The sequence below is a fragment of the Pseudomonas sp. Pse79 genome (assembly GCF_024519615.1).
GTDB lineage: Bacteria > Pseudomonadota > Gammaproteobacteria > Pseudomonadales > Pseudomonadaceae > Aquipseudomonas > Aquipseudomonas veronii.
In genome coordinates this window covers 20,911-46,680 of sequence record NZ_JALJRR010000011.1, presented here as the reverse complement: position 1 = coordinate 46,680, position 25,770 = coordinate 20,911, and the positions used below count along the sequence as shown (strand labels likewise).

The 25,770-nt window shown below is 61.5% G+C and carries 25 protein-coding genes; 22 read left to right on the top strand and 3 right to left on the bottom strand.

Translation table 11 applies throughout. The features are described 5' to 3' along the window. Nucleotides 1-111 precede the first annotated feature (111 nt). The gene (locus NR164_RS15675) at nucleotides 112-1,005 is read right to left on the bottom strand and encodes a LysR substrate-binding domain-containing protein (protein WP_017845611.1); all 894 of its coding nucleotides are present in this window, start codon (nucleotides 1,003-1,005) and stop codon (nucleotides 112-114) included. A 271-nt stretch (nucleotides 1,006-1,276) separates the two neighbouring features. On the opposite strand from NR164_RS15675, the gene NR164_RS15670 reads away from it, so the two are divergent. The 22 genes from NR164_RS15670 (at nucleotide 1,277) to NR164_RS15565 (ending at nucleotide 24,481) form a co-directional block, all read left to right on the top strand. Next, complete coding sequence (locus tag NR164_RS15670; protein ID WP_017845612.1) at nucleotides 1,277-2,923, top strand: DUF1302 domain-containing protein; 1,647 nt, start codon at nucleotides 1,277-1,279, stop codon at nucleotides 2,921-2,923. Between the two features lie 31 nt (nucleotides 2,924-2,954). Further along, on the top strand, nucleotides 2,955-4,310 hold the full coding sequence (locus NR164_RS15665; RefSeq protein WP_079443716.1) for a DUF1329 domain-containing protein: 1,356 nt from the start codon (nucleotides 2,955-2,957) through the stop codon (nucleotides 4,308-4,310). A gap of 129 nt (nucleotides 4,311-4,439) precedes the next feature. Next, entirely contained in the window at nucleotides 4,440-5,558 is a 1,119-nt protein-coding gene (locus NR164_RS15660; RefSeq protein ID WP_079443717.1) for a YCF48-related protein, read from the top strand. Beyond that, a complete protein-coding gene (locus NR164_RS15655) occupies nucleotides 5,555-7,957 on the top strand; it encodes an RND family transporter (protein ID WP_256822934.1) in 2,403 nt (800 codons plus the stop codon). Before NR164_RS15660 ends, NR164_RS15655 begins: the two co-directional genes overlap by 4 nt. 81 nt (nucleotides 7,958-8,038) lie before the next feature. Further along, on the top strand, nucleotides 8,039-9,526 hold the full coding sequence (locus tag NR164_RS15650) for a methyl-accepting chemotaxis protein (protein WP_079443719.1): 1,488 nt from the start codon (nucleotides 8,039-8,041) through the stop codon (nucleotides 9,524-9,526). A 117-nt stretch (nucleotides 9,527-9,643) separates the two neighbouring features. Then, entirely contained in the window at nucleotides 9,644-11,338 is a 1,695-nt protein-coding gene (locus tag NR164_RS15645; RefSeq protein WP_017845617.1) for a sigma-54-dependent Fis family transcriptional regulator, read from the top strand. Between the two features lie 411 nt (nucleotides 11,339-11,749). Next, nucleotides 11,750-12,679 carry a catechol 2,3-dioxygenase gene (locus NR164_RS15640; RefSeq protein ID WP_017845618.1) on the top strand — a complete coding sequence of 310 codons (930 nt, stop codon included), beginning with the start codon at nucleotides 11,750-11,752 and terminating at the stop codon, nucleotides 12,677-12,679. A 10-nt stretch (nucleotides 12,680-12,689) separates the two neighbouring features. After that, nucleotides 12,690-12,986, top strand: coding sequence for a phenol hydroxylase subunit (locus NR164_RS15635; RefSeq protein WP_079443720.1), 297 nt, complete (start codon nucleotides 12,690-12,692; stop codon nucleotides 12,984-12,986). Nucleotides 12,987-13,033: 47 nt separating this feature from the next. Beyond that, complete coding sequence (locus NR164_RS15630; protein ID WP_017845620.1) at nucleotides 13,034-14,026, top strand: aromatic/alkene monooxygenase hydroxylase subunit beta; 993 nt, start codon at nucleotides 13,034-13,036, stop codon at nucleotides 14,024-14,026. A 9-nt stretch (nucleotides 14,027-14,035) separates the two neighbouring features. Beyond that, entirely contained in the window at nucleotides 14,036-14,305 is a 270-nt protein-coding gene (locus tag NR164_RS15625) for an MmoB/DmpM family protein (RefSeq protein WP_017845621.1), read from the top strand. Nucleotides 14,306-14,320: 15 nt separating this feature from the next. Then, nucleotides 14,321-15,841 (top strand): YHS domain-containing protein, encoded by a 1,521-nt coding sequence (locus tag NR164_RS15620; RefSeq protein WP_256822933.1) that lies wholly within the window; start codon nucleotides 14,321-14,323, stop codon nucleotides 15,839-15,841. A 74-nt stretch (nucleotides 15,842-15,915) separates the two neighbouring features. Beyond that, nucleotides 15,916-16,272 (top strand): phenol hydroxylase subunit P4, encoded by a 357-nt coding sequence (locus NR164_RS15615; protein WP_046484115.1) that lies wholly within the window; start codon nucleotides 15,916-15,918, stop codon nucleotides 16,270-16,272. An 11-nt stretch (nucleotides 16,273-16,283) separates the two neighbouring features. Then, the gene (locus NR164_RS15610; RefSeq protein WP_017845624.1) at nucleotides 16,284-17,345 is read left to right on the top strand and encodes an NADH:ubiquinone reductase (Na(+)-transporting) subunit F; all 1,062 of its coding nucleotides are present in this window, start codon (nucleotides 16,284-16,286) and stop codon (nucleotides 17,343-17,345) included. Nucleotides 17,346-17,556: 211 nt separating this feature from the next. Next, a complete protein-coding gene (locus tag NR164_RS15605) occupies nucleotides 17,557-19,017 on the top strand; it encodes a 2-hydroxymuconic semialdehyde dehydrogenase (RefSeq protein WP_256822932.1) in 1,461 nt (486 codons plus the stop codon). Between the two features lie 9 nt (nucleotides 19,018-19,026). Continuing rightward, the gene (dmpE, locus tag NR164_RS15600; RefSeq protein WP_017845626.1) at nucleotides 19,027-19,824 is read left to right on the top strand and encodes a 2-oxopent-4-enoate hydratase; all 798 of its coding nucleotides are present in this window, start codon (nucleotides 19,027-19,029) and stop codon (nucleotides 19,822-19,824) included. Continuing rightward, on the top strand, nucleotides 19,821-20,624 hold the full coding sequence (gene dmpH, locus NR164_RS15595) for a 2-oxo-3-hexenedioate decarboxylase (protein ID WP_046484119.1): 804 nt from the start codon (nucleotides 19,821-19,823) through the stop codon (nucleotides 20,622-20,624). Before dmpE ends, dmpH begins: the two co-directional genes overlap by 4 nt. 23 nt (nucleotides 20,625-20,647) lie before the next feature. Continuing rightward, on the top strand, nucleotides 20,648-20,860 hold the full coding sequence (locus tag NR164_RS15590; protein ID WP_010567288.1) for a tautomerase family protein: 213 nt from the start codon (nucleotides 20,648-20,650) through the stop codon (nucleotides 20,858-20,860). Further along, the gene (locus NR164_RS15585; protein WP_017845628.1) at nucleotides 20,857-21,771 is read left to right on the top strand and encodes an acetaldehyde dehydrogenase (acetylating); all 915 of its coding nucleotides are present in this window, start codon (nucleotides 20,857-20,859) and stop codon (nucleotides 21,769-21,771) included. Before NR164_RS15590 ends, NR164_RS15585 begins: the two co-directional genes overlap by 4 nt. Further along, nucleotides 21,771-22,826 carry a 4-hydroxy-2-oxovalerate aldolase gene (dmpG, locus tag NR164_RS15580; RefSeq protein ID WP_079443722.1) on the top strand — a complete coding sequence of 352 codons (1,056 nt, stop codon included), beginning with the start codon at nucleotides 21,771-21,773 and terminating at the stop codon, nucleotides 22,824-22,826. Before NR164_RS15585 ends, dmpG begins: the two co-directional genes overlap by 1 nt. A gap of 52 nt (nucleotides 22,827-22,878) precedes the next feature. After that, on the top strand, nucleotides 22,879-23,634 hold the full coding sequence (locus NR164_RS15575; protein WP_079443723.1) for an SDR family oxidoreductase: 756 nt from the start codon (nucleotides 22,879-22,881) through the stop codon (nucleotides 23,632-23,634). A gap of 60 nt (nucleotides 23,635-23,694) precedes the next feature. Further along, entirely contained in the window at nucleotides 23,695-24,123 is a 429-nt protein-coding gene (locus NR164_RS15570) for a tautomerase family protein (protein WP_046484124.1), read from the top strand. 49 nt (nucleotides 24,124-24,172) lie between these two features. Beyond that, nucleotides 24,173-24,481, top strand: coding sequence for a 2Fe-2S iron-sulfur cluster-binding protein (locus NR164_RS15565; RefSeq protein ID WP_079443724.1), 309 nt, complete (start codon nucleotides 24,173-24,175; stop codon nucleotides 24,479-24,481). 62 nt (nucleotides 24,482-24,543) lie between these two features. Here NR164_RS15565 and NR164_RS15560 read toward each other — a convergent pair whose 3' ends face one another. After that, on the bottom strand, nucleotides 24,544-24,666 hold the full coding sequence (locus NR164_RS15560; RefSeq protein ID WP_256822931.1) for a hypothetical protein: 123 nt from the start codon (nucleotides 24,664-24,666) through the stop codon (nucleotides 24,544-24,546). A gap of 315 nt (nucleotides 24,667-24,981) precedes the next feature. After that, nucleotides 24,982-25,473, bottom strand: a complete 492-nt coding sequence (locus NR164_RS15555) for an acyl-CoA thioesterase (protein WP_017845634.1) — start codon at nucleotides 25,471-25,473, stop codon at nucleotides 24,982-24,984. Nucleotides 25,474-25,770 lie beyond the last annotated feature (297 nt).

Below are 25,770 nucleotides of genomic sequence, written 5' to 3'. Positions count from 1 at the left end.
TCGTGAGCCATTTCTAGACGCGTCCATGATTCAACCATCATTGACACCTTGCTTATCAGGTCGGCGTGAAACGTTGGCCAGGGTTCGTCCTTTGAGTGGGTCACATCTTGCCTAGTTGTCTCTGCGAAATGCTCGAACGGTGTCCAAGAATGACTTGAGTAGCGGTGATGGGTCGTCGAATCGATAAATACAGTTCAGGTCAACACCGGCGTTTTCCGGAAGGTCAATCAATGGACGATACACGACCCCGGACAGCGCCAGTACGGTGGCGGACTCCGGTACCAGGCATACGCCGAAATTACTGGCGACCAGCGCCACGCCCGTTATCGTGTCACCTACCTCCTGAGCGACGTTTGGCGTAAAGCCTGCCTGCTGACACAGGCTCATCACCTTGTCGACAAAGCTGGGGCGCGGCCCGGACGGAAAGACGATAAGCGGATAGTCAGCCAATGCTCGAAGCGGGATCGAGGCCCGGTGCGCGAGCGGCGATGTTTCGTTGACCGCCAGCAGCAGCCGTTCGGTCGTGACCACCTCATTGGCGATGTCGTTCGACGGTGAGATGAACCGGTTAAAACCGGCGTCGATCCGCTTCTGCCGCAAGGCTTGAATCTGCGCCTCTTTGTTCATGTTGTGCAGCACCACCTTCACGTCTGGAAACGCGCTGCTGAACGTCAGCAGCAGCTTGGGGATCGTGTCAAGAATGCCCGAGCCGAACACGGCGATATCCAGCCGTCCAAGCTTGCCCTGGCCCGCCCGCTGGGTGCGTTCGGTGGCCTGTTCCACCACTGAGCGAATGTTGCGCGCCTCTTCGAGCAGCAGCTCGCCGGCGGGGGTCAACTCCATCCCGCGGGGTGTGCGGTTGAACAGTTGCACGCCCAGGTCTTCTTCCAGTTGCTGAATCTGGCGGGTCAGCGGTGGCTGGGAAATATGCAGGCGAACGGCCGCGCGGCCGATATTTTTTTCCTCGGCAACGGCGACGAAATAGCGGAGGTGACGAAGGTCCATCAGGCAGGCCTTTTCTGGGGGGATCGGGAGCGCTGCAGGCAATCGCGCGAGCGTTTTTGAGCAGACTACGCGAACCGATCAGCGCCGTGAACGGCCCTCTTAGCCTACCTATAGAAATACCTAAAAGGTATTGCTCCATTGGTTTTATGGTATTGGACGGTAATCCTCGACGGTAATAATTTGTGATTCGAGAGCACATACCAGCAGGCGCCCCACGCGTCTTCGAGGTGTGTGACCCCCCACATAAAAATAACAAGTCGAGGATCTCAACATGCTGTATGGAGCCCGTCTGCCCAAATTTCCCCTCAAGACGACCTTTCTCGCCCTTGCCAGCGCCTGTGCCACGGGACCGGCTCTTGCATTCCAGATTGATGCTGGCAACCCTGACCTGCGTATGTCGTTGGACAACACCGTTAAATACAGTGCGGCCTGGCGTGTCGAAGGCGCCAAAGGCAGCGTGGCGGACAATTCCGTCGGGGTGCAGGCCAACACCAACGATGGCGATCAGAACTTTGGCAAGGGGCTGATCTCCAACCGTTTCGACCTGCTCTCCGAGTTCGACCTGCGCTACAAGCGTAATTATGGGCTGCGCTTGAGTGGCGCGGCCTGGTACGACGATGTCTATAACAAGTCGAACGACAACCCCGGTGCGTTGGACGGCGCGTTGGTCAATTCCAGGTCGGTCAAATACAACCAATTCACCGACGACACCCAGAAACTACACGGTCGCAAGGCCGAACTGCTGGATGCGTTCCTCTATGGCAGTTTTGCCCCCGGCGACATGGGCCTCAATCTCAAGGCCGGGCGTTTTACCCAGTTGTATGGGGAAAGCCTGTTCTTCGGCAGCAATGGCATCGCAGCGGCGCAGACTTCGCTGGACCTGATCAAGGCACTGTCGGTGCCCAACTCCCAATTCAAGGAAATTCTGCGTCCGGTGGGGCAGTTTTCCGGCCAGTTACAGATCACGCCCGATGTGTCGATCGGCGCCTACTATCAACTTGAATGGCGCAAGAGCCGGCTGCCCGGCGCCGGCAGTTATTTCAGCTTTGCCGACTTTGTCGATGAAGGCGGCGAGACACTGATCCTGGGGCCGGGGGTCAGCGCGCGGCGCGGTGATGACATCGATGCCAAAAACTCGGGGCAGGGCGGCCTGCAGTTGAAAGTCAAGTCGGGTGACTTCGAGTACGGCCTTTACGCCGCGCAGTTCCACGACAAGATGCCGCAGTTTTACCTGCACCCGGATACCGGTGTGTACGAGCAGGTCTACGGTGAGGACATTCGTACCGTCGGCTTCAGCGTGAGCACGCTGGTGGGCGAAACCAACGTGGCGGCGGAGATGTCCTTTCGCGACAACATGCCGTTGGTGGCGTCCGGCAACACGGTCATCGTGCCCGAGAGCGCCGGGGCTGATGGCAACAAGCACGCCGCGTTCCCGGTCGGCCGCACCCTGCATATGAACCTCTCGGCCGTTTCGGTGTTGAGTGCAAGCCCGATGTGGGACGCCGCCTCCTTTCTCGGTGAGATCGCCTTCAACCGGCGCCTCAGCATCACGGATAACAAAGACCAACTCGACCCGCTGGCCACCCGTGACGCCACGGCCCTGCAATTCATCTTTTCGCCGGAGTACTTCCAGGTCCTCCCGGGCCTCGACGTGCAACTCCCTGTTGGCTTGAGTTACGGGCTGTCCGGGCGCTCGTCGGTCAACGGGGTGCTGTTTCCTTCCGAGCATGGCGGCAACGTCAGCTTCGGCATCAAAGGCGAGTACCAGAAGACGGTCCAGGCCAGCCTGAACTTCACCCACTACTACGGTCCGGCTGGCTCGATCATCCGCTACGACACCCCTGCGCCCGAGCTCTCCTACAAAAACTTCCACGGTGACCGCGATTTCATTTCGCTGTCGATTCAACGCACGTTTTGAGTTGGACCCCCCTGGTTTAAGGACAATAACAATGCATAAGAAAACAGCGATTTATCTGACCCTCACGGCCTTGATCTTCAGCGCCAACGGTGCGCAGGCAGCGGTCAGCGCCCAAGAGGCCGCGACCTTGAAAACCACCCTGACGCCCATGGGGGGCGAGCGTGCCGGCAACAAGGACGGCAGCATCCCGGCGTGGAGCGCGACCCCGACGATAGCGGCAGCCAGCGACAAAATCGGCGATATTCCCACCAAGGTGTTCGCCAACGAAAAAGTGCTGCTGCAGATCAACGCGCAGAACATGGCGCAATACGCCGACAAGCTCTCGGATGGCACTCAGGCGCTGCTGAAAAAGTATGCGCAGAGCTTTCGCCTCGACGTGTACCCGACCCACCGCACCGGCCTCGCCCCGCAGTTCGTGTACGACAACACCGCGAAAAACGCCACCCAGTGCCAGATCAAGGATGGCGGCAAGTCGATGCAGGGCTGTTACGGCGGTGTGCCGTTCCCGATTCCCAAGGAAGGCGTAGAAGTCATCTGGAACCACTTGCTGCGCGTGGAGAACGAAGCCACCGACGTCGCCAGTTTCAAGAACGTCATTCTGACCGCCGACGGCTCGCGCACCATCGCCACGGAAAACGACCAGTCCAACCAGTACCCGTATTACTACAAGGACGGTTCGCCGGAAAAATGGAACGGCGAGTACTTCCTCCAGCGCTTCAGCACCATCGCGCCGCCCTTCAAGTCGGGTGAATCCCTGGTGTTCCGCGACAGCATCGACGTCAAGCAGTCACGCCAGGCCTGGCAGTACCTGGTCGGGCAGCGTCGGGTCCGGCGCGCGCCCACCGTGGCCTATGACACTCCGGACTTCGTCGCTTCCGGCGCCAACTACTTTGACGAGGTGCTGGGCTTCCTCGGCCATGTGGATCGTTTCGACTGGAAACTGATCGGCAAGCGCGAGATGTATGTGCCGTACAACGACAACGCACTGGTCACCGCTTCGGTGGATGAAGCCTACGGCGCCCATCACCTGAACCCGGACAAACTGCGCTGGGAACTGCATCGGGTCTGGGAAGTGGAAGCCACGGTTGCCAACGGCAAGCGCCACGCGGTGCCCAAGCGCAAGTTCTACATCGACGAAGACTCGTGGATGGTGCTGTTGGTCGATGGCTACGACAGCGAAGGCAAGCTCTGGCGCACCAGCCAGGTGACGCCGTTCGTGTTGCCGCAGGTGCCGATGCTGGCCATGAAACCGGCGAATATCTTCAACTTGCAGGCCAACACCATGAGCTCGACGCAGTCGCTCAACGGCGCGACCTACACGATTGTCCCGCGCCATCCCGAGGCCCATTTCACGGGGGACGCGGTCGCCGCCGAAGGCGTGCGCTAAGGCCGTTGTCTACCTGCAGTTCCGGCATCCGGCGCTTGTTCGGTTGCCGGTTCCTTTGCCATGACTCGCCCCGTCGGCGCCGCGCATAGCGGCGACGTCGCGGGGACGTTTTGAAGTCGAGTACGTACCATGCTCACCCAGAATCTGCTTTTCCGGCGCTCGTTGTCCGCTGTTGTTGTCCTCTTCATCGCCGGGTTGTCGAGCGTTGCCCAGTCTGCCAATACCCCGTCCGTTCCTGATCTGCTGGATCTTCCCGCGTTGGAAAGCCAACGCGCCCAACAGGCACTGCAACTTGCGGTCACCCGTGCCGGCGACCGCCTGGTGGCGGTGGGCGAGCGCGGCATCGTGCGGCTTTCCGATGATCGCGGGCGCACGTGGCGCCAGGCCAGGCACGTGCCGGTGAGTGTGGCGCTGACGGCGGTGGTGTTTGTCTCCGCCACCGAAGGCTGGGCGGTGGGGCACAGCGGTGTGGTGCTGCACAGCGCGGACGGCGGTGAGACATGGACACGCCAGTTGGAGGGCAATCAGGTCGCGCAGATCGTTGTGCAGGACGCCCGTGAACGCGCGGCAGCAGGCGAGGCAGGCGCAGACCAGCAACTGCGTAGCGCCGAAGCGCTGGTTGAGGAAGGCCCGGATAAACCGTTTCTCGATGTGGCGTTCGTGAGCGCCACGCAGGGGTATGTGGTGGGGGCCTATGGACTGGCACTGCAAACACGCGACGGCGGCACCCATTGGCAATCGCTGATGGGACGGGTGCCGAATCCGCGCGGCCGGCACTTGTATCAGGTGCAGGTGCTCGACCAGCAACTGCTCCTGTGTGGCGAACAGGGAGCGCTGTTCCGTTCCACGGATGGCGGGCGCAGCTTCGCCGAAATCCGCACCCCTTACAGCGGTACGTTTTTCGGTGCGCTGCTGCTCGACGGTCACGGCTTGCTCGCCTATGGCCTGCGCGGAAACGCCTGGCGCAGCCTTGACGATGGCCTGACGTGGCAGAAGGCGCAGATCGGCCAGCCGGTGACACTGAGCGCCGGATTGCGCCTGCGCGATGGATCGTTGTTGCTGGCTGACGAAAGCGGTCGCCTGCTGCGCAGTACCGATCATGCCGCCGATTTTGCAACGTTGCCCCTGCACCCCGGTACCGGTATCACCGGTCTGGTGCAAGCGAGTGATGGCGCGTTGATCCTCTCCAGTTCGCGGGGAATGTCGCGAATCGAGCCCGAGGCAATTGAAGCCGGAGTCAAGCCATGAGCCATATGCCGTCCCTGCCCGCCGATGCGGTGATTGCCGATCTGAACAAGTTCGACCAGCGCTCGGGCACCTTCGCCGAACGGCTGCTGTTCAACAACCGTCTGGCGATTACGCTGATCTGCCTGCTGATCACCCTGGTGCTGGGTTACCAGGCCCTGGGGCTTTCGCTGAATGCCGCTTACGAAAAGATGATCCCCACCGGCCATCCGTACATCGCCAATTTCCTGGAAAACCGTAAACAACTGGCCGGGATGGGCAACACCTTGCGCATTGCGGTGGAGGCCAAGGAGGGGTCGATTTTCGACGCCGACTACCTGGACACCGTGCGTCAGCTCAGCGATGAGGTGTTCCTGATTCCCGGCGTCGACCGGCCTTACATGAAGTCGCTGTGGGCCCCGGCGGTGCGCTGGACCGGCGTGACCGAAGACGGCCTGGACGGCGGCCCGGTGATTCCCGACGACTTCGACGGCTCGCCCCAGAGCCTCGAACAGGTGCGTATCAACGTCGAGCGCTCCGGTGAAATCGGGCAGTTGGTGGCGGCCAACTACAAGTCGAGCATTATCCTGGTGCCGCTGCAGGAGAAGATCGCCGAAACCGGCGAACGCATTGATTATCACGCGTTGTCCCAGCGTATCGAGCAACTGCGCGCCAAGTATGAGTCGGACAAAGTCGCCATCCATGTCACCGGCTTTGCCAAGGTCGTGGGGGATTTGATCGACGGTCTGAAGCAGGTGCTGGTGTTCTTTGCCGCCGCCATCGCGATCTGCACCGCGGTGCTGTTCTGGTACACCCGATGCCTGCGCAGCACCTTGCTGGTGGTGTTGTGCTCGATGGTGGCGGTGGTGTGGCTGCTGGGTTTGCTGCCGACGCTGGGGTATGAGTTGGACCCGTACTCGGTATTGGTGCCGTTTCTGGTATTCGCCATCGGCATGAGCCACGGCGCGCAGAAAATGAACGGCATCATGCAGGACATCGGGCGTGGGACCCACCGGCTGGTGGCGGCGCGATACACGTTTCGCCGCTTGTTCCTCGCCGGCATGACTGCATTGCTGGCCGATGCGGTGGGCTTTGCGGTGCTGATGGTGATCGACATCCAGGTCATCCAGGACCTGGCCATCACCGCGAGCATGGGGGTGGCGGTGCTGATTTTCACCAATCTGGTGTTGCTGCCGATCCTGCTGTCGTACACCGGTGTCAGCCCGGCGGCGGCTCAACGCAGCCTGCGGGACGAGCTGCAGGAGCGTGACGACAGGGCGCACAAGAAACACCCGTTCTGGGCGTTCCTCGACCTGTTCACCCGTCGCCCCTGGGCCACGGTCGCCGTGGCGCTCGGGCTGGTCCTGGGGGGCGTGGGCCTGGCGGTGAGCACGCAGTTGAAGATCGGCGACACCGACCCGGGCGCGCCGGAGTTAAGGCCGGACTCGCGCTACAACCGCGACAATGCCTTTATCGTCGCCAACTACGCCGCGAGCAGCGACGTGTACATCGTGATGGTCAAGACCCCGCAATATGCCTGCGCCCACTACAGCACCTTGCACACCGTGGATGCACTGGAGCGCGAGTTGCAGCAACTGCCGGGGGTCGAGACCACCAGTTCGCTCGCCGGGTTGGCCAAGACCGCCAATGCGGGCATGAACGAGGGCAGTCTCAAATGGTTCGAGATGCCGCGCTCCCAGGACATGCTCAATTCGATCATCACCCGCGCGCCCCGGGAAATGTTCAACCAGAACTGCGATCTGCTGACCCTTTACGCCTACCTCAAAGACCACAAGGCCGACACGCTCACCAGTGTGGTCAATACCGTGGAAGCCTTCGCGGCCAAGTACGGCACGGACGACATCCGTATCCTCAATGCCGCCGGGAATGCCGGGGTCGAGGCTGCGACCAACATCGTGGTGAAGAAAGCCAACACGCAGATGTTGTTCCTGGTCTACGCCGCCGTGATCGTACTGGCCTTCATCACGTTCCGCTCATGGCGTGCGGTGGTGTGCGCGGTGCTGCCGCTGATGCTCACCTCCGTGCTGTGCGAGGCGTTGATGGTGGGGCTGAACATCGGCGTCAAAGTCGCCACGCTGCCGGTGATCGCACTGGGCGTGGGCATCGGCGTGGACTACGCGCTGTATGTGATGACGGTGACCCTGACGCACTTGAAAGCGGGCATGACGCTGTCGCAGGCGTATTACAAAGCACTGATTTTCACCGGCAAGGTGGTGGTGCTCACCGGTATCACCCTGGGCATCGCGGTGGCCACATGGGCGTGGTCGCCGATCAAGTTCCAGGCCGATATGGGCATCTTGCTGGCCTTCATGTTCGTCTGGAACATGCTCGGCGCGCTGATTCTACTGCCGGCCCTGGCGCACTTTTTGTTGCGCCCCAAGGCAGCGGTTGCGCACGTCTGAGTGGAATGATTGCCAACGCCGGCGCGGTCCCTCCGCGGAGCGCCGGATAAGCGTCACGTCGGTGAAAAGGACGGAGTTACGATGCTGAGTAAATTGAGCCTGCATCCACGGGATCTGCTCGCGCTGCTGTCGCTCGCGGTTGCCGCGTTCGCCAGCGGAGTCGATGCCCTCGGCTGGCAGGCCGGCTGGTTGCTGGTGATGGTCGTGTCGGGGGTGTGCCTGCTGCACGGGATTGGCCAGCGCGAGCAACGGGTTGTGGCGGCGCTGGCGCATACCCGTGCACTGCTCGACGACCGGCAACGGGTGGCGGGTGGCGCCGTGGATTCAATCGAGCGCCTGCAGGCGGTGCTGCATGACAAGGTGACCGCGGTCAAACGCATGCGCAGCCTGGCCTGCGACCTCACCGTGGCGACCGGCACGCTGGTGTCGGGCTTTACCGAAGCGGTGGCCACGGCGGACCGTCAGTCCGCGATGGCCCGCGACGCCATGGTGGACGTTGAAACCATGGCCGAGCAGGCCCGCGTGACCGCCACCGAAGCGACGGTTCTGGCGGAGGCGAGCAGCAGCGCACGCGACCAGGTCAGCGCCGGTGGCGAGCAGGTGCAACGGGTCGCCGACGATATGCTGGATCTGTCCAACGTCGTGGCCTCGGTGGCCGAAGAGTTCGACTGCGTGCGCGAGCAGGTGGCGCGGGTCGGTGAAATCGTTGCAATCATCCAGAGCATTGCCGGGCAAACCAATCTGTTGGCGCTCAATGCCGCCATCGAGGCGGCGCGTGCCGGTGAGCAGGGGCGCGGTTTCAGCGTGGTCGCCGATGAAGTGCGCAAGCTCGCCGAAAACACCGGTAGCGCCACCCTCAGTGTGGGCGAGATCATTTCCCTGATTGGCCAGAGCATCGACCGCCTTGACCAGCGCCTGGCCCAGACCCGGCAAGGGGCCGCGCAAGGGGTGACGCGTGCCAACCAGGCCTCGGCGGTGTTGAACGGTATTGCCGCCACGTCCCACAGCATGCAGCAGGCGGTGCATGGCATTGCCGAACGCGCCGGCAGCGAGACGCAAACGGCGCGCAAGGTGCTGGCCGACTCCAGCATAGTGGCGCGCCTGGCCGCCGAACTGGACAACAACGTCAACGGTTGCAACGCCGGCCTGCGCGGGCTGATGCTGGGCCTGGTCGACCTCAAAAGCCTGGCCGGTGAAATTGACGTCAGCCGCGATGCACATGCCGCCATGCTGGAGGCTGTCGAAGAAATCCGTGCCCATAACATCATGGTGTTGAATGCCCGCGAAACAGCGCAGATGCTCGCGCATATTCAGCGTATTCACGTGCTGGACCGGGAGATCGATGCCTGGCTCGCGCAGGCGATAACCGAATGCGAGCCGGTTGATGCACGGCGCAGTGACAATCTGTTGGCCGTGCGCAAAGCGCTGGACGCCTACCGGCAGGTGCGTGACGAGTTGCTGGAGGCCGCGCAAAGTGGGAGGCTTGAGCACGCGCTTGAACGCGGTACGCCATTGGTTCGTCAGGCCTACCACGTGGTAAAGGAGGCATGCGCCGCATTAGCCGCTTAGACTCGGCCCATGACGAAGGCACTGGATCGCTTGTAGAACAATAAACGCCAGCGGCGTGGCAAGGGCTCAGGCCTTCCAGTCGACTGGTCCGCGATGGGCTGGGCTTTAGGTATTTACATGGCAGAGCAACCTCTGATTGAGCGCTTCAATCTTCGTTCACGACTGCGCTTCAATGTCGAAACCGGGCAAATCTGGCTCGACGAGAACCGCATGCTCTTGATGCATGCCAAGGCGTTCGGCGCTTTACGCCAGGAACTGATCGAATCCCTTGGGCCCAGCCGCGCCAAAGGGCTGCTGTTTCGGATGGGCTTCGCCGCCGGCCAGCACGATGCCGATCTCGCCCAGAAACTGTTCGGTGAAGGCGACAACTACGACGTATTCAAGATCGGCCCCGAGTTGCACGCGTTCGAGGGTTTGGTGCGCTCGACCATTATAGAGGCCAAGATCGATTGGGAAGACGGCAGCTTTTTTGGCACGGTCAATTGCGATAACTCCTGGGAAGCCGAGTCCCATTTGCAGTTGTTCGGAGTCAGTGCCGAGCCGAGTTGCTGGAACCTGGCCGGCTACGCATCGGGCTATGTCACGCGCTTCTTCAATCGGGTGGTGATCTTCCGCGAAACCCAATGTGTCTGTTGTGGTGCCTCCAGTTGCATGTTGGAAGGACGGCCAATCGAGGCCTGGGGGGATGCGGATTTTTTGCAGCATTGTCTGCGCCCCGAAGATGCGCAAACCACCTTCGAGCAGTTGCAGGAGGAGCTATGGCAACTGCGCGGCTGGCAACGTGAACAGCGCCCGCCGGGCAAGTTGGTGGGCAGCTCGCCGGCCTTTACCGCCGCCTTCAGCCTGCTGAGCAAAGCCGCCAACAGCCCCATCACCGTGTTGCTGCTCGGCGAAACCGGGGTGGGCAAGGAAGTGTTCGCGCGCTGGCTGCACGAAAACAGCGGGCGCGATGAAAAGCCTTTTGTGGCGGTCAATTGTGCCGCCATTCCCAATGACTTGATCGAGTCTGAACTGTTCGGTGTGCAGAAGGGCGCCTATACGGGCGCCCAGGTTTCGCGCCCCGGCAAGTTCGAGCGCGCCGATGGCGGCACGCTGTTTCTCGATGAGTTGGGCGAGCTGTCGCCGGCGGCTCAGGTCAAGTTGCTGCGCGTCCTCCAGACCGGCGAGGTCGAGCGCCTGGGCGATGACAAAGTGCGCAAGGTCAACGTGCGCCTGGTGGCGGCGACCAACGTCAATTTGCAGCAGGCGATTGCCGACGGTCGTTTTCGCGCTGACCTCTACTACCGCCTGGCCACGTACCCCCTGGAGATTCCACCGCTGCGCAAGCGCAAGTCGGATATTCCCGTGCTGGTTGCCGTGCTGCTGGAAAAATACACGCCGCTGTACCACAAGACCATTCAAGGCGTGAGCGATCTGGCCATGCAGGGCCTGATGGCCTACGACTGGCCGGGCAATGTCCGTGAACTGGAAAACCTGGTGGAGCGTGCGGTATTGCTGGTGCCGTCTGGCGGGCACATTGAATTGCAGCATCTTTTCCCTGGCGTGGCGCCGGTGACCGCACAAGGCGCGGTGATAGACCGCGAAGGCAAAGTGGGCAACGCCGACGAGGCCAGGACCGACCAATTGTATGAAACCTTGCTGGTCGACGGTTTCGACCTGCAGGCCCATGAAGCGCGTTTGCTGCAGCTTGCCGTCACACGCGCGCATGGCAACCTGACCCATGCGGCGCGCCTGCTGGGTATCACCCGCCGGCAGTTGGCGTACCGGGTGAAACAGGCATTGGGGGATGACAGCCCGGCCGCGAGCGCCTGACAAAAACGTACAGCCGCCACCCCTTCGGCGCGCCGCTACTGCGCCTTTGCGCTTGCAGTTGTTTTGGCTCGCGAGTGGAGGATGCGGCTGCGCCGTTTTCGCCTTAAAGCACCCTGCGGTGCTTTTTTTTCGCCTGTTTTACTGACCGTCGCGGCCGTTCGTTGGTCGGTGCCCCGGCCTTTGCGCAAGCGCCCTGACGTTTTTGTAAGGCTGGAAGGGGGGATGGACATAAACGTCAGTCCAGGGGCTGGGTCCAGTGTCCGGTTTTTCATGGTAAGTCGTTTTAAATCAATCATTTACCTTTATTGGCATCATCTCTGCAATGCAGGGTTGAGTGTGTGAACCCGGCTCCTGTCCGCCTGCCCAGGCGGTACGGAGCCAACCTCATCCAGCCAATAAAGGAGACAATAAATGGCGATGACAGGTGTATTGCGTCCGGGCCATGCCCAGGTGCGCGTGTTGAACCTTGAAGAAAGCGTTCATTTCTATCGCAATGTGCTGGGGCTGGTCGAGACCGGGCGTGACGATCAGGGACGGGTGTACTTCAAGTGCTGGGATGAGCGCGATCACAACTGCTATGTGATCCGTGAAGCGGACACTGCCGGTATCGACTTCTTCGGCTTCAAGGTACTGGACAAGGCCACCCTGGAGAAGCTCGATGCCGACCTGCAGGCCTACGGGCTGGCCACCACCCGCATCCCCGCCGGTGAGTTGCTGGAAACCGGCGAGCGTGTGCGCTTTGAATTGCCCTCGGGCCATCTGATTGAGCTGTACGCCGAAAAGAGCTGTGTCGGCAACGGTATTCCTGAAGTCAACCCAGCCCCGTGGAATGCGCTGCGCGAGCACGGTATTGCGCCGATTCAGTTGGACCACTGCCTGCTGTACGGTCCCAACATTGCGCAAGTGCAGAAAATCTTCACCGAGGTCCTGGGCTTCTACCTGGTCGAACGCGTCCTCAACCCGGAGGGCGACGGTGACGTCGGCATCTGGCTGTCGTGTTCGCACAAGGTCCATGACATCGCCTTCGTTGAATATCCCGAGAAGGGCAAGCTGCACCACTGTTCGTTCCTGCTCGAGTCCTGGGAGCAGGTGCTGCGTGCCGGCGACATCATGTCCATGAACGAAGTGAACGTCGATATCGGCCCCACCCGCCATGGCGTGACCCGCGGTTGCACCATCTATGCCTGGGACCCCTCCGGTAACCGCTTCGAGACCTTCATGGGCGGCTACCACCCCTATCCGGACTACCAGCCGCTGTCCTGGACCTACGACAACTTCGCCCAGGGCCTGGACTACCCGCAACGCAAGTTGCACGAATCGTTCCTGACCGTCGTGACTTGAGGGCGCTCCCATGAGCTTCCCTGATCAGTCACTCGAGATGCAGCCGGCCGACATGGACACGCGCAAGCGTTACGTGCGTGTCACCGGCAGTCGTGGCAGCCAGTTTGTCGAATTCGACTTTGCCATCGGCGAGCCCGAATTATTCGTGGAAATGATCCTGACGCACGAGGCCTTTGCCGAGTTCTGCCAAGCCAACCAGGCGCGCCCCATGGCGGCGTTGCCTGAGGTCGCAGATGAGGATGAGGACGACGCCCGGCAATGGGACTGGCGTCTGGCGGATGCCACTCAGGTTCGTTTCAAAAACTAATCGTTGTTGACGCTTCACCCTGAGTGAGGCGTTCGTGGGAGTCAGCTATGCACATCGATCTTCGTACGGTCAGCATCCAGCCCTTGCGGCAGACGTTCGACCATTTGGCCCGTCGGTTTGGCGACAAACCTTCCTCGCGGTACCAGGAAGGCAGCTACGACATTCAACCGGTGGAAAACCTGCATTACCGGCCGACCTGGGACCCGGATCAAACCCTCTACGACGCCAGCGTCACCCAAATCGTGATGAGCGACTGGTACGTGTTGAAAGACCCGCGCCAGTTCTATTACAGCACCTACACGCTGGCACGCGCGCGGCAGCAGGAAACCACCGAAGCCAACTTCAACTTCGTGGAAACCCGCGGTCTGGTGGACCTGTTGCCGGACGCACTGCGCCAACGCGTCCTCAACCTGCTGGTGCCGCTGCGCCATGCCGCCTGGGGCGCCAACCTCAACAACACGTTCATCTGCAGCTATGGCTACGGAACGGTGTTCACCCAGCCGTGCATGTACCACGCGATGGATAACCTCGGCATCGCCCAGTACCTGTCGCGCATCGGCCTGCTGCTGGGCGCAACCGAAGCCCTGGACGCCGGCAAGGCGGCCTGGATGGAGGGCGATGCCTGGCAAGGGCTGCGTCGTTACACCGAGGACTGCCTGGTGGTGCGCGATCCGTTCGAGCTGTTTGTCGCGCAGAACGTGGCTTTGGACGGCTTGCTGTACCCGCTGGTGTACCAGGGCATCGTCGACGATCAGTTCGCCGCCGCTGGCGGATCGCTGGTGGCCATGCTCACCCAGTTCATGAGCGACTGGTTCGATGAAACGCGCAAGTGGGTGGACGCGGTGATGAAGGTGGCGGCTGCCGAATCCGAACATAACCGCGCGCTGTTGCAGGCCTGGACAATCCAGTGGCGCGACCGCGCTGCCGCGGCCCTGCTGCCGGTGATCGAGCAAGAGTTTGCCGGCAACGCGGATGAAGTGATGAGCGAGCAACTGGCTGCCTTCCGGGTACGCCTGGATAAAACCGGTGTTGAGGTCTGAGGAGCGGCTATGTCGACTGTATTTATTGCACTGCAAACCAATGAAGAAACCCGCCCGATCATCGAAGCGATCGAGCTGGATAACCCCGAGGCCGTGGTCAACCGCGAGCCGGCCATGGTCAAGATCAACGCCCCGGGCCGCCTGGTCATTCGCCGCGAAAGCATCGAAGCGCAACTGGGCCGCAGCTTCGACATGCAGGAGCTGAACATCAATCTGATCACGCTCTCCGGCAATGTCGACGAAGACGAAGACGCCTTGACCCTGACCTGGGGCAACTAAGCGAGGATATTTGGCATGGACATGAAAACCGTTCACAAAAAGCTCAATGCAAAAGACAAATACCGCCTGCTCACGCGCGACCTCGCCTGGGAGCCGTCGTACCGCACCGAGGAGGAGATTTTCCCCTACATCGCCTATGAAGGCTTGAAGATCCATGACTGGAACAAGTGGGAAGATCCGTTCCGCCTGACCATGGACGCCTACTGGAAATACCAGGCCGAAAAGGAGCGCAAGTTCTACGCCATCATCGACGCCCACGCGCAGAACAATGGCCACCTCAACATCACCGATGCGCGCTACCTGTCGGCGCTGAAAATCTTCCTGCAGGCCATCAGCCCCGGTGAGTATGCCGCGCACAAAGGCTTTGCCCGCGCGGGTCGAGAGTTTCGCGGCGTCGGTACGCAAGTGGCCTGCCAGATGCAGGCCATCGACGAGCTTCGCCATGCGCAGACGCAAATCCACGCCTTGTCCAACTACAACAAGTTCTACAACGGCTTCCATGCCTTTGCCGATCAGCGCGACCGCATCTGGTACACCTCGGTGGCCCGCTCGTTCTTTGACGATGCGATGTCTGCCGGTCCGTTCGAGTTCATGATCGCCATCGGCTTTTCGTTCGAGTACGTACTCACCAACCTGCTGTTTGTGCCGTTCATGTCCGGCGCCGCCTATAACGGCGATATGGCCACGGTCACCTTTGGCTTCTCCGCGCAGTCGGACGAAGCGCGGCACATGACCCTCGGCCTGGAGTGCATCAAGTTCATGCTCGAGCAAGACCCGGCCAACCTGCCGATCGTCCAAGGCTGGATCGACAAGTGGTTCTGGCGCGGCTTCCGCGTGCTGGGCCTGGTCAGCACCATGATGGATTACATGCTGCCCAAGCGCGTGATGTCGTGGCGCGAGGCCTGGGAGATCTACGGCGCCGAGAATGGCGGCGCGCTGTTCAAGGACCTGGCGCGTTACGGTATCCGCCCACCCAAGAGCTGGGACTATGCCGAGGCCAGCATCGACCACATGTCCCACCAGTTCATGCTGGGTCTGTACCAGTGGAGTTTCGGGACCGCGTTCCACGCCTGGATTCCGTCGGATGACGACATGCAGTGGCTGTCCGCCAAGTACCCGACCACGTTCGACAAGTACTACCGCCCGCGCTGGGAGCACATCAAGAAAATGGCGGCGGCCGGCACCCCGTTCAAGAACTACGGCCTGGCCAAATTGTGCCAGTGCTGCCAGTTGCCTACGGTGTTCACCGAGCCGGATGACCCGACCCTGATCTGCCATCGGCAGGTGCAGTACAAGGGCGACAAGTACCACTTCTGCTCCGATCACTGCATGGGCATCTTCAACAACGAGCCGGAGAAATACATCCAGGCCTGGCTGCCGATGCCGGCGCTGTTCCAGGCGCCCACCCATGGTGACCTGGGCGCATGGATGGACTGGGTGTCACTAAAGGACGGCCAGGACAACGGCGACTTCGCCGACTCCCAGGACCGCCGCAACTTCGAGATGTGGCGCGGCATGGCGACGTCCAACCAGTAACCACGTGACAACCCGACGGGCGTGGCCGACGCATTCGGCGGCCACGCCCCGCTAACAAGAATAAGGAGAGCACCATGCCTGTAGTCGCCCGTAAAGAGTACGTGGGCGTTGCCCGTGATCGCGTTGAAAACTTCAATGGCAAGCAGTTGGTGTACGCCAGCTGGGATCACCACTTGCTGTTCGCAGCCCCGTTCCTGCTGTGTCTGACGCCGCAAACCACGTTTGCCCAGTTGCTGGAAACGGCCCTTGCACCTTTGCTGCAGGCCGACCCGGATGCCGCGCTGATCGACTGGCAGCACGTGCAATGGCTCAAGGACAACCAACCCTGGGTGCCCGACCTGGACGCCAGCCTGGTTGCCAACGGCATCGGCCACAAAGACCAGTTGCGCTTCAAGACGCCCGGTCTCAACACCCTATGTGCGACCCACTGAGGGGGCGAGTCATGAGCTATGAATTAACGATCGAGCCGCTGGGTCAAACCATTGCAATCGAAGAAGGCCAAACCATTCTCGACGCCGCGTTGCGCGCCGGTATCTACCTGCCGCATGCCTGCTGCCACGGGCTGTGTGCCACCTGCAAAATCCAGGTGGTCGATGGCGAGATCGAGCATGGCGAAGCCTCCAGCTTTGCCCTGATGGATTTCGAGCGCGAAGAGAAAAAGTGCCTGGCCTGCTGTGCCACCGCCGAAAGTGATTTGGTGATCGAGGCGCAAATCGACGAAGACGACGACGCACAAAACCTGCCGGTGCGTGATTTCGCAGGCACCGTCAGCCGCATTGAAACCCTGACGCCGACCATCAAGGGCGTGTGGATCAAGCTCGACGCGCCCGAAGGCATGCACTTCCAGGCCGGTCAGTACATCAACCTGCAGCTACCCGACGGCATTGGCAGTCGGGCCTTTTCGGTGGCCAACGCACCGGCGCCCGGCAGCGAGATTGAGTTGAACATCCGCATCGTGCCCGGTGGCCGAGGCACTGCGTATGTACACGAGCAATTGCAGGTCGGCGAGCGGGTGGGCATCACCGGTCCGTACGGGCGCTTTTTCGTGAAAAAGTCGGCGCGCCTGCCCGTGATCTTCATGGGCGGCGGCTCGGGGTTGTCGAGCCCGCGCTCGATGATTCTCGATCTGTTGGCGCAAGGTTTTGAGCTGCCGATTACTCTGGTCTACGGTCAACGTAACCGTGACGAGCTGTACTACCACGACGAGTTTCTCGCCATGGCCGAGCAATACCCGAACTTCACCTACGTGCCGGCGTTGTCCCATGAACCTGAAGGCTCATCGTGGCCGGGCTTTCGTGGCTTCGTGCATGAGGCCGCCAAAGCCCACTTCGACAACGACTTCCGCGGACACAAGGCGTACTTGTGCGGCCCGCCGCTGATGATCGACGCCTGTATCAGTACCTTGATGCAGGGACGCTTGTTCGAGCGCGATATCTACATCGAGAAGTTCATCTCGGCGGCGGATGCGCAGCAGGTTCGCAGCCCCCTGTTCAAAGCGATTTGATCCACCGGCCCCGCCCCTCGAACGATGCGAGAGGGGCGGACGAGGCCTGCCGCCCAGCCGTTTTAGACATACCTTAAGGGTATCGAGTGAGGCCAAATAAAGTATTAGTCGGTATTTGCCGGCTTTTCTAGACTCGCACTCAGTGACTCATGCCGGACTGGCCGTGGCAGGTACAGGCGGTCGTCATACGAACAATAACTACGGAGCTCTCATGCGCCAGATCAAGCACTTCATTGCCGGTGAGTTTACCGACGCTGCCAGTGGTGTACGGTTCAACAAACACTCCCCGCTGGACAACAGCGTCATCTGCTCGGTCAGCGAAGCCGGGCGTGGCGAGGTGGATGCGGCCGTCAGCGCCGCGCGCAATGCCCTGCAGGGCGAATGGGGCCGCCTGAGCACCGACCAGCGCGTGGAGCTGCTGTACGGCGTGGCCAACGAAATCACCCGCCGCTTCGATGACTTCGTCGAAGCGGAGATGTCCGACACCGGCCAGCCCGAGCACGTGATGAAGCATGTGTTCATCCCGCGCGGCGCGGCCAACTTCAAAGTGTTCGCCGACGTGATCAAGAACGTCGCCAGTGAGTCGTTCCAAACGGACACCCCCGACGGCCGTGGCGCATTGAACTACACGACGCGCCGGCCCAAGGGCGTGATCGGGGTGGTCTGCCCGTGGAACGCGCCCTTCATGTTGATGACCTGGAAGGTCGGCCCGGCCCTGGCCTGCGGCAATACCGTGGTGGTCAAGCCATCGGAGGAGTCACCGCAGACGGCCACCTTGCTGGGCGAAGTGATGAACACGGTCGGCATTCCCAAGGGGGTGTACAACGTGGTGCATGGCTTCGGTCCCGATTCGGCCGGGGAGTTCGTCACCCGGCATCCGCAGGTCGATGCCATTACCTTTACCGGCGAGACGCGTACCGGCACGGCCATCATGAAAGCCGCTGCCGAAGGCATGCGTGATGTGTCGTTCGAGCTGGGCGGCAAGAACGCTGGCATTGTGTTCGCCGATGCCGACTTCGAAGCGGCAGTGGAGAGCTTCTCCCGTTCGGTGTTCCTCAATACCGGGCAGGTGTGCCTGGGCACTGAGCGGGTGTATATCGAGCGGCCGATCTTCGAGCGTTTCGTGCAGGCGCTGAAGGCCAGGGCCGAGGCGGTGAAGTACGGCCGCCCCGATGATCGTCACGCCAATTACGGCCCGCTGATCAGCCAGGAACACCGGGAAAAAGTCCTGTCGTACTACCGCAAGGCGGTCGAGGAGGGCGCCACCGTCGTGACCGGCGGCGGGGTGCCGCAGATGCCGTCCGACCTGGCAGCTGGCGCCTGGGTGCAACCGACCATCTGGACCGGCTTGCCGGAGAGCGCGACGGTCGTGCAACAGGAAATTTTCGGCCCGTGCTGCCACATCTCTCCCTTCGATAGCGAAGACGACGTGGTCGCCAAGGCCAACGCCACCGAGTACGGCCTGTCGACCACCATCTGGACCAGCAACCTGGCGCGTGCGCACCGCATGGCGACCCGCATCGACGTGGGCATCACCTGGATCAACAGCTGGTTCCTGCGCGACTTGCGTACGCCGTTCGGCGGTTCCAAACAGTCCGGGATCGGCCGTGAAGGCGGCGTGCATTCGCTGGAGTTCTACACCGAAACCCGCAACGTCTGCGTGAAACTCTGAGGCTCCCCCATGAATCAGCAAACCATCGAGCAGTATGGCGACGAGCTGTATCAGGCGTTCGTGTCCCGTCGCGTCATCGCGCCGTTGCTCAGTCGTGAACCGCAGATCCGCATCGAGGATGCCTACCGCATCCAGGAGCGGTTCATTGCCCGTCGCCTGGCCGCCGGGGAAACCATCGTCGGCAAGAAGATCGGCGCCACCAGCAAGCCCGTGCAGGACTTTCTCGGGGTGTACCAGCCGGACTTCGGCATGCTCACCTCGGGCATGGTGTTTGCCGACGGCGACACCCTCGACCTGGGCCAGATGATCCAGCCCAAGGCCGAGGCGGAACTGGCCTTTGTCCTCAAGCACGACCTCAAGGGCCCGGGCATCACCGCCATGGACGTGATTCGGGCCACGGACTATGTGGTGCCGTGTTTTGAAGTGGTCGATTCACGCATCCGCGACTGGCAAATCAAGATCCAGGACACCGTGGCGGACAACGCCTCCTGTGGTGTGTTTGTGCTGGGCACGACCCAGGGCGATCCGCGCCGGCTGGATATCACCCTGGCCGGCATGGTGCTGGAGAAGAACGGCGAAGTGTTCTCCACCGGCGTCGGCGCCGCCGTGCAAGGCTCGCCCGCCAATGCCGTGGCCTGGCTGGCCAATACGCTGGGTGAGCTGGGCATTCCGTTCAAAGCGGGGGAGGTGATCCTCTCCGGCTCGCAGTCGGCGCTGGTGCCGGTGGCGGATGGCGACGAGTTGGTCTGCCGGGTCGGCGGCCTGGGCAGTTGCCGGGTGAAGTTTTCTGGAAGGAGTGCCGTATGAGCCGCGAACTGACGCTGTCCCGCGAAGATATCGTGCGCCTGTGCGAACGGGTCGAAGGCGCACAGACCCGCGCTTATGCCATTCCAAAACTGACCGACGACTACCCGCAGATGACCATCGCCGATGGCTACGCGGTGCAGAACGAACTGCGTCGCCGCTATATCGCCCAGGGGCACAGGCAAGTCGGCTGGAAAGCCGGGCTGACGTCCAAGGCGAAGATGCTGCAAATGGGCGTCAGCGTGCCTTCGATCGGCTTTCTGACCGACCGCATGGCGCGCCCCGAAAGCTCGGCGATCAGCACCTCCGACCTGGTTCATCCACGGGTCGAGTGCGAAGTCGCATTCGTCATGAAGGCCGACCTGCGCGGCCCGGGTTGCACTGCCGCCGATGTGTTGGCCGCGACCGACTATGTACTCCCGGCGGTGGAAATCATCGACTCGCGGTTTTCCGGCTTCAAGTTCGACCTGGCCAGCGTGATTGCGGACAACGGTTCGTCGGCGCGTTTCGTCGGCGGCGGGCGCAGCCGCTATGTCGCGGATCTGGACCTGCCGACCCTGGGTGTGGTGATGGAAAAGAATGGCGAGATCGTGACCATGGGCGCCGCCGCCGCGGTGATGGGGCATCCGGCTGAGGCCATCGCCATGTTGGTGAATATCCTCGCCGAGATGGACGAGTCATTGCCCGCCGGCAGCTTTGTGATGAGCGGCGGCATTACCGAAGCGATCGCGGTGAAGCCCGGCGACAGCATCGTGGCGCGCTTCCAAGAGTTGGGCAGCGTATCGATGCGCTTCGTTGAATAACCACAAGCACCCAGGAGGCAGTCATGCCCATTATTGAAATGCATTTGGCCGAGGGCCGTACTGCCGAGCAAAAGAGCCGTATGGCTGTCGCGGTCACTGAAGCGGTGTGCCTCAGCCTGCAATGCCCCGCGGAAACCGTAAGGATTCTGATCACCGAGCACGCGCGCGACGGGTTTTACGTGGCCGGCCTGGACATGGCCCAGCGCGCCGCCAAGCAGCGGGAGCAGGGCCAATGAAAAAGATCAAATGTGCGCTGATCGGTTCCGGCAACATCGGCACCGACCTGATCTACAAGATCCTGCGCAGCCCGGTGCTTGAACCGGTATGGATGGTGGGCATCGACCCGAACTCCGAAGGGCTGTTGCGGGCCCGCGAAATGGGCTTGAAAACCACCCACGAAGGCGTCGATGGCCTGCTCCCGCACGTGTTGGAGGACGGCATTCAGATCGCTTTTGATGCCACCAGTGCCTATGTGCATGCGGAAAACAGCCGCAAGCTCAATGCCCTGGGCGTGTTGATGATCGACCTGACCCCGGCGGCCATCGGCCCGCTCTGTGTACCGCCGGTGAACCTGCGCGAACACGCCAAGACGCTGCAGATGAACGTCAACATGATCTCCTGCGCGGGGCAGGCCACCATTCCCATCGTTAACGCTGTCTCGCGCATTCAAAGCGTGGCATATGCGGAAATCGTTGCCAGTTTGGCGTCAAAATCGATTGGCCCGGGCACCCGCGCCAACCTGGATGAATTCACCAATACCACTTCGAGCGCCATCGAGAAAATCGGTGGTGCGCGCAAGGGCAAGGCGTTGGCCATCATCAACCCGGCCGAGCCGCCCATGATGATGCGCAACACCATCTATTGCCTGACCGATGAAGAGCCCGATCGTGTGCGCATCCGAGAATCGATCCTGCAAATGATCACCGAAGTGACGAAGTACGTGCCCGGTTATCGCCTGGTCAACGGTCCCATTTTCGACGGCAAGAAAGTCTCGATATTCATGGAGGTGGCCGGCCTGGGTGACTACCTGCCCACCTACGCGGGTAACCTGGACATCATGACCGCGGCCGCCACCCGCACTGCCGAAATGTTTGCCGAGGAAATTCTCGCCGGCACGCTTCACCTTAAAGCCCCGGAGGTCGCGTAATGAGCCAGTCCAACCCTACGAGCCTGCAGGGCCGCAAAGTGATCCTGCATGACATGTGCCTGCGCGATGGCATGCACGCCAAGCGCGAGCAGATCAGCGTGGCGCAAATGGTCAAGGTCGCCACTGCGCTGGACGATGCCGGGGTGCCTTACATTCAGGTCACCCATGGCGGTGGTTTGGGTGGCAATTCGCTGCAGCACGGCTTTGCTCCGCACAGCAACGAGGAATACATCAGCGCGGTAGCTCCGCTGATGAGGCAGGCGAAGATTTCCGTGCTGCTGATTCCGGGGCTGGGCACCATGAAAGAGCTGCAGTCGGCTTACGATTGCGGCGCGCGCAGCGTACACGTCGCCACCCATTGCACTGAGGCGGACACATCGCCGCAGCACATTGCCTACGCGCGAAAGCTGGGTATGGATACCTCCGGGTTCCTGATGATGGCGCACCTCAATGATGCGGCCGGCATCGCCCGGCAGGGCAAGCTGATGGAGTCCTACGGCGCGCAGACGGTGTACGTCACCGACTCGGCCGGCTACATGTTGCCGGAAGACGTGAAGGCCCGGGTCGGGGCGCTGCGCGAGGTGCTGAACCCGGAAACCGAGATCGGCTTCCATGGCCACCACAACCTGGGCATGGGCGTGGCCAACTCGATTGCCGCCATCGAGGCCGGCGCGAGCCGGATCGACGGATCGGTCGCGGGGCTGGGGGCCGGGGCGGGCAATACACCGTTGGAGGTGTTCGCCGCCGTGTGTGAGCGTATGGGGATCGAAACCGGCAGCGACCTGTTCAAGCTGATGGACGTGGCCGAGGACATCATCGTACCGATGATGGAGCACATCGTGCGGGTGGACCGTGAGTCGCTGACCCTTGGCTATGCCGGTGTCTACTCCACCTTCCTGCTGCACGCCAAACGCGCGGGCCTGCAGTTCGGCGTTCCGGCGCGCGACATCCTGGTGGAGCTGGGACGCAAAAAAATGATCGGTGGCCAGGAAGACATGATTCAGGACACCGCCCTCACCATGGCTAAAGAGCGTGGCGTTCTGTTGCCGACGTGATGGCTCGCAGGGGCGTGCGCTGCATGCCCCTGACTCGATGCGAGGGTTGAACATGAATACGCAAAAAGAATTGGCTGTGGTCGTCGGGGCCACGGGGGCGTTTGGCCGGCAGATTGTTGCGCGGTTAAGCGCCAGTCACCTGGATGTGGTCGCCGTGGCGCGCAGTGCTGACGCACTCGACGAACTGGTTGATCGACATCCCGGGTTGATCGCCTGCATGGCCGACATCGCCAGCGATAGCGCGGTGGCGAGCATCCGCGCCGCGCTGGACCGGCCGGTGCGCATGATTGTGCATGGGCCCGGCGTGGCGGTCGTCGGCGGAATTCTCGATGCGCCCACCGCCGCGCTGACGGATGCGGTGAATATCAAGGTCGGCGGGTTGTTGCGCCTGGTGCGGGCGGTGGATGAGCGCCTGGTGAAAGGCTCGCGGTTGGTGGCCATCGGTGGTCACTACGGCTTTGAACCTACGGCCTATGCCGCCGCTGCCGGGGTGGCCAATGCGGCGCTGGTGAATGCCGTGCGCCAACTCAGCCTGGCCTATGGCGAGCGCGGTATTACCGCGCACCTGATCGCTCCAGGACCGGCGGACACCGAGCGCTTGCACCGGGTGGCGGCAGACCGTGCCCGGCAGCGTGGCATCAGTGCCGAGGCGGTGCTGCGCGAGATGTGCGCGGAGTCGTCTATCGGCGCCTTTACCACGCCTGCCCAAGTGGCCTGGGCCGTGAGCCTGTTGCTGGCGCCCGAAGCCGATGCGATGACCGGCTCGTCGCTGATGTTGGATTCCGGGCGGCGTCGCGGCCTGCCGTAAGTGTCCTGCGCATCGACCTGTCAGGTAATAAAACCAAGAATAGCCAGCGAGATTGCCCCTATGCCTGTCGTGAACTTTCACCTTGTGGACGGCCATTGCACTGCCGAGCAAAAAGCGCGATTGCTCAAGGACGCTTCACAGCTTTACAGCCTGCTGCTGCATTCACCCATTGAACGAGTCAGGGCCTTTATCACGTCGCACGCGACCGCCGAGTGTGCAGTGGGCGGCGAGATGGTTGAGGTCAGTGGTGTGCATGCGCCGTTTTTTGAGTTCATCGTGCTGGAAGGTCGCCCGCTGGATGAACGTCAAGCGTTAATGAGCGGCTTCACCGATCTGCTCAGCGAGCTGCTCGCGGTCGAGCGCAGCCTGATACGCGGTCGCTGCATCCGTGTTGACCCGCAGGATTGGTGCATTGGCGGGCGCGATGCCGCTGAGTTACGCAAACAGGAAATCCTCGACCGTGCAGTGCAAGCAGGCGGTGCCGAATGAACACAGGCGCGCTAGCGGTGGAAGCCGCGCCGAGACGTGAGCGTGCGTGATGAAATACCAGATCGTGATTGAAGATACCGGCGAGCAGTATCCCTGTGATGAGCGTGAGTCCGTTTTGGAAGGCATGGCGCGACTGGGGCGGCGGGGCATTCCCGTCGGTTGCCGGGGTGGCGGTTGCGGGGTGTGCAAGGTACGCATTCTCAGCGGCGAGTATGTCGCCAAGGTGATGAGCCGCGCCCATGTCAGTGCGGCCGAGCTGTCCGATGGAATCGTGTTGGCCTGCCGTGTTTTACCCGGCAGCGACTTATCGGTCGAGGTCACCGGCAAGATGAAAAAGACCATCGCTAATCCGAAATGAACGGTACATTTTTCCCGGCGCTCAATGAACTGATCGAACAGGCCCGTCACGTCCTTTGAACACTACGGTTCCCGTTGGGTGAGGCTGAGACAACCGAACTTCGCCGGGCTGATGCTGATCGTGTCCGCCAAGGGCAGTGGGCAGGCCACCGGCGCCGAGTACTTGATCGGCGTCTGCCTGGCCATGGCTTCGGCCTTTTTCTACGCCGTGGCGGCGGCGATCACCAAGCGCCTCAAGGACTTGCCTTGGGCGCCGATGGGCATCACGTCGAAAGTTTTGATAGGCGCGGTGGCCACCTGGTGTGCCGGGCACGATGACCAGCCCTCGGCCGCACGGTGGAACCCGCCTTGTTTTAACCCGCTGTTAGACGATGGAGCGCTGCGTGTTCTTCATCACCTTCCAGCATGGACTGGAGGATCTCGGGGCCGCTCCGACTCAGGAGCGATATTTTCATAGTTGATCCTTGGTGTTCCGGGCGGGGTTGCGGGTGAGCGAAGGGCCTAACGGGGCGTGCCCAGTTCGCGTATCTCGTCGTAGCGAGCCTGCAGTTCCTGACGCTGTTGCCTGCGTAACTGGCCCTGGGCGTAGCGACGGCGCTCGGTCAGCGTGTCAGGCAGCAAGGGGCGCACGGGGCTGGGGCGCCCAGCGGCGTCGACGGCGACCATGGTGAAGTAGCAACTGTTGGTGTGGCGCACGGTACGCTCATGGATATTCTCGGTCATGACCTTCACGCCGATCTCGAGCGAAGTGCGTCCGGTGTAGTTGACTGACGCCAGGAAGGTGACCAGTTCGCCGACGTGGATCGGCTCCTTGAAAATCACCTGGTCAACCGAAAGGGTGACCACGTAACGGCCTGCATAACGCTTGGCGCAGGCGAACGCCACTTCGTCGAGCATTTTCAACAACGCGCCGCCATGCACGTTGCCGGAGAAGTTGGCTTTGTCGGGGGTCATGAGCACGCTCATGCTCAGTTGGTAGCTGCCAGGTTCCATAGTTTCCTCATCACGGTAGGCATTGTCAGGGGCCCTTGTCGCCATGTAGGTCTGGCGCTTGAGGCTTTGCCTGGGGCGCATGACGTTAACAGCCAGCCGATGGAAGTAGCTATGTAACGAAGTGAAAGAGTGTATTTCGAATAAGTTAATAATTTACCGCAGTGCGTGTATGTTTTAGCGCTAGGTATAATTTAATTTTGTAAAATAAGAGCGGATGATAAAGTGCGCTGAACACAGCGCGCCTGTTATTGGGCTTTATTGTTGCATTATCTGAAATTACTATTTGCGCCGGGTGAA

Bases quoted from the DNA above. Each gene is read 5' to 3' on its own strand.
- NR164_RS15620 (WP_256822933.1), top strand. From the start codon at position 14,321: ATGGACATGAAAACCGTTCACAAAAAGCTCAATGCAAAAGACAAATAC.
- NR164_RS15615 (WP_046484115.1), top strand. From the start codon at position 15,916: ATGCCTGTAGTCGCCCGTAAAGAGTACGTGGGCGTTGCCCGTGATCGC.
- NR164_RS15655 (WP_256822934.1), top strand. From the start codon at position 5,555: ATGAGCCATATGCCGTCCCTGCCCGCCGATGCGGTGATTGCCGATCTG.
- NR164_RS15660 (WP_079443717.1), top strand. From the start codon at position 4,440: ATGCTCACCCAGAATCTGCTTTTCCGGCGCTCGTTGTCCGCTGTTGTT.
- NR164_RS15590 (WP_010567288.1), top strand. From the start codon at position 20,648: ATGCCCATTATTGAAATGCATTTGGCCGAGGGCCGTACTGCCGAGCAA.
- NR164_RS15645 (WP_017845617.1), top strand. From the start codon at position 9,644: ATGGCAGAGCAACCTCTGATTGAGCGCTTCAATCTTCGTTCACGACTG.
- NR164_RS15610 (WP_017845624.1), top strand. From the start codon at position 16,284: ATGAGCTATGAATTAACGATCGAGCCGCTGGGTCAAACCATTGCAATC.
- NR164_RS15575 (WP_079443723.1), top strand. From the start codon at position 22,879: ATGAATACGCAAAAAGAATTGGCTGTGGTCGTCGGGGCCACGGGGGCG.
- NR164_RS15630 (WP_017845620.1), top strand. From the start codon at position 13,034: ATGCACATCGATCTTCGTACGGTCAGCATCCAGCCCTTGCGGCAGACG.
- dmpH (WP_046484119.1), top strand. From the start codon at position 19,821: ATGAGCCGCGAACTGACGCTGTCCCGCGAAGATATCGTGCGCCTGTGC.
- NR164_RS15665 (WP_079443716.1), top strand. From the start codon at position 2,955: ATGCATAAGAAAACAGCGATTTATCTGACCCTCACGGCCTTGATCTTC.
- NR164_RS15640 (WP_017845618.1), top strand. From the start codon at position 11,750: ATGGCGATGACAGGTGTATTGCGTCCGGGCCATGCCCAGGTGCGCGTG.
- NR164_RS15675 (WP_017845611.1), bottom strand. From the start codon at position 1,005: ATGGACCTTCGTCACCTCCGCTATTTCGTCGCCGTTGCCGAGGAAAAA.
- NR164_RS15565 (WP_079443724.1), top strand. From the start codon at position 24,173: ATGAAATACCAGATCGTGATTGAAGATACCGGCGAGCAGTATCCCTGT.
- NR164_RS15570 (WP_046484124.1), top strand. From the start codon at position 23,695: ATGCCTGTCGTGAACTTTCACCTTGTGGACGGCCATTGCACTGCCGAG.
- NR164_RS15585 (WP_017845628.1), top strand. From the start codon at position 20,857: ATGAAAAAGATCAAATGTGCGCTGATCGGTTCCGGCAACATCGGCACC.
- NR164_RS15650 (WP_079443719.1), top strand. From the start codon at position 8,039: ATGCTGAGTAAATTGAGCCTGCATCCACGGGATCTGCTCGCGCTGCTG.
- NR164_RS15635 (WP_079443720.1), top strand. From the start codon at position 12,690: ATGAGCTTCCCTGATCAGTCACTCGAGATGCAGCCGGCCGACATGGAC.
- NR164_RS15625 (WP_017845621.1), top strand. From the start codon at position 14,036: ATGTCGACTGTATTTATTGCACTGCAAACCAATGAAGAAACCCGCCCG.
- NR164_RS15605 (WP_256822932.1), top strand. From the start codon at position 17,557: ATGCGCCAGATCAAGCACTTCATTGCCGGTGAGTTTACCGACGCTGCC.
- NR164_RS15560 (WP_256822931.1), bottom strand. From the start codon at position 24,666: ATGGCCAGGCAGACGCCGATCAAGTACTCGGCGCCGGTGGCCTGCCCA.
- dmpG (WP_079443722.1), top strand. From the start codon at position 21,771: ATGAGCCAGTCCAACCCTACGAGCCTGCAGGGCCGCAAAGTGATCCTG.
- NR164_RS15670 (WP_017845612.1), top strand. From the start codon at position 1,277: ATGCTGTATGGAGCCCGTCTGCCCAAATTTCCCCTCAAGACGACCTTT.
- NR164_RS15555 (WP_017845634.1), bottom strand. From the start codon at position 25,473: ATGGAACCTGGCAGCTACCAACTGAGCATGAGCGTGCTCATGACCCCC.
- dmpE (WP_017845626.1), top strand. From the start codon at position 19,027: ATGAATCAGCAAACCATCGAGCAGTATGGCGACGAGCTGTATCAGGCG.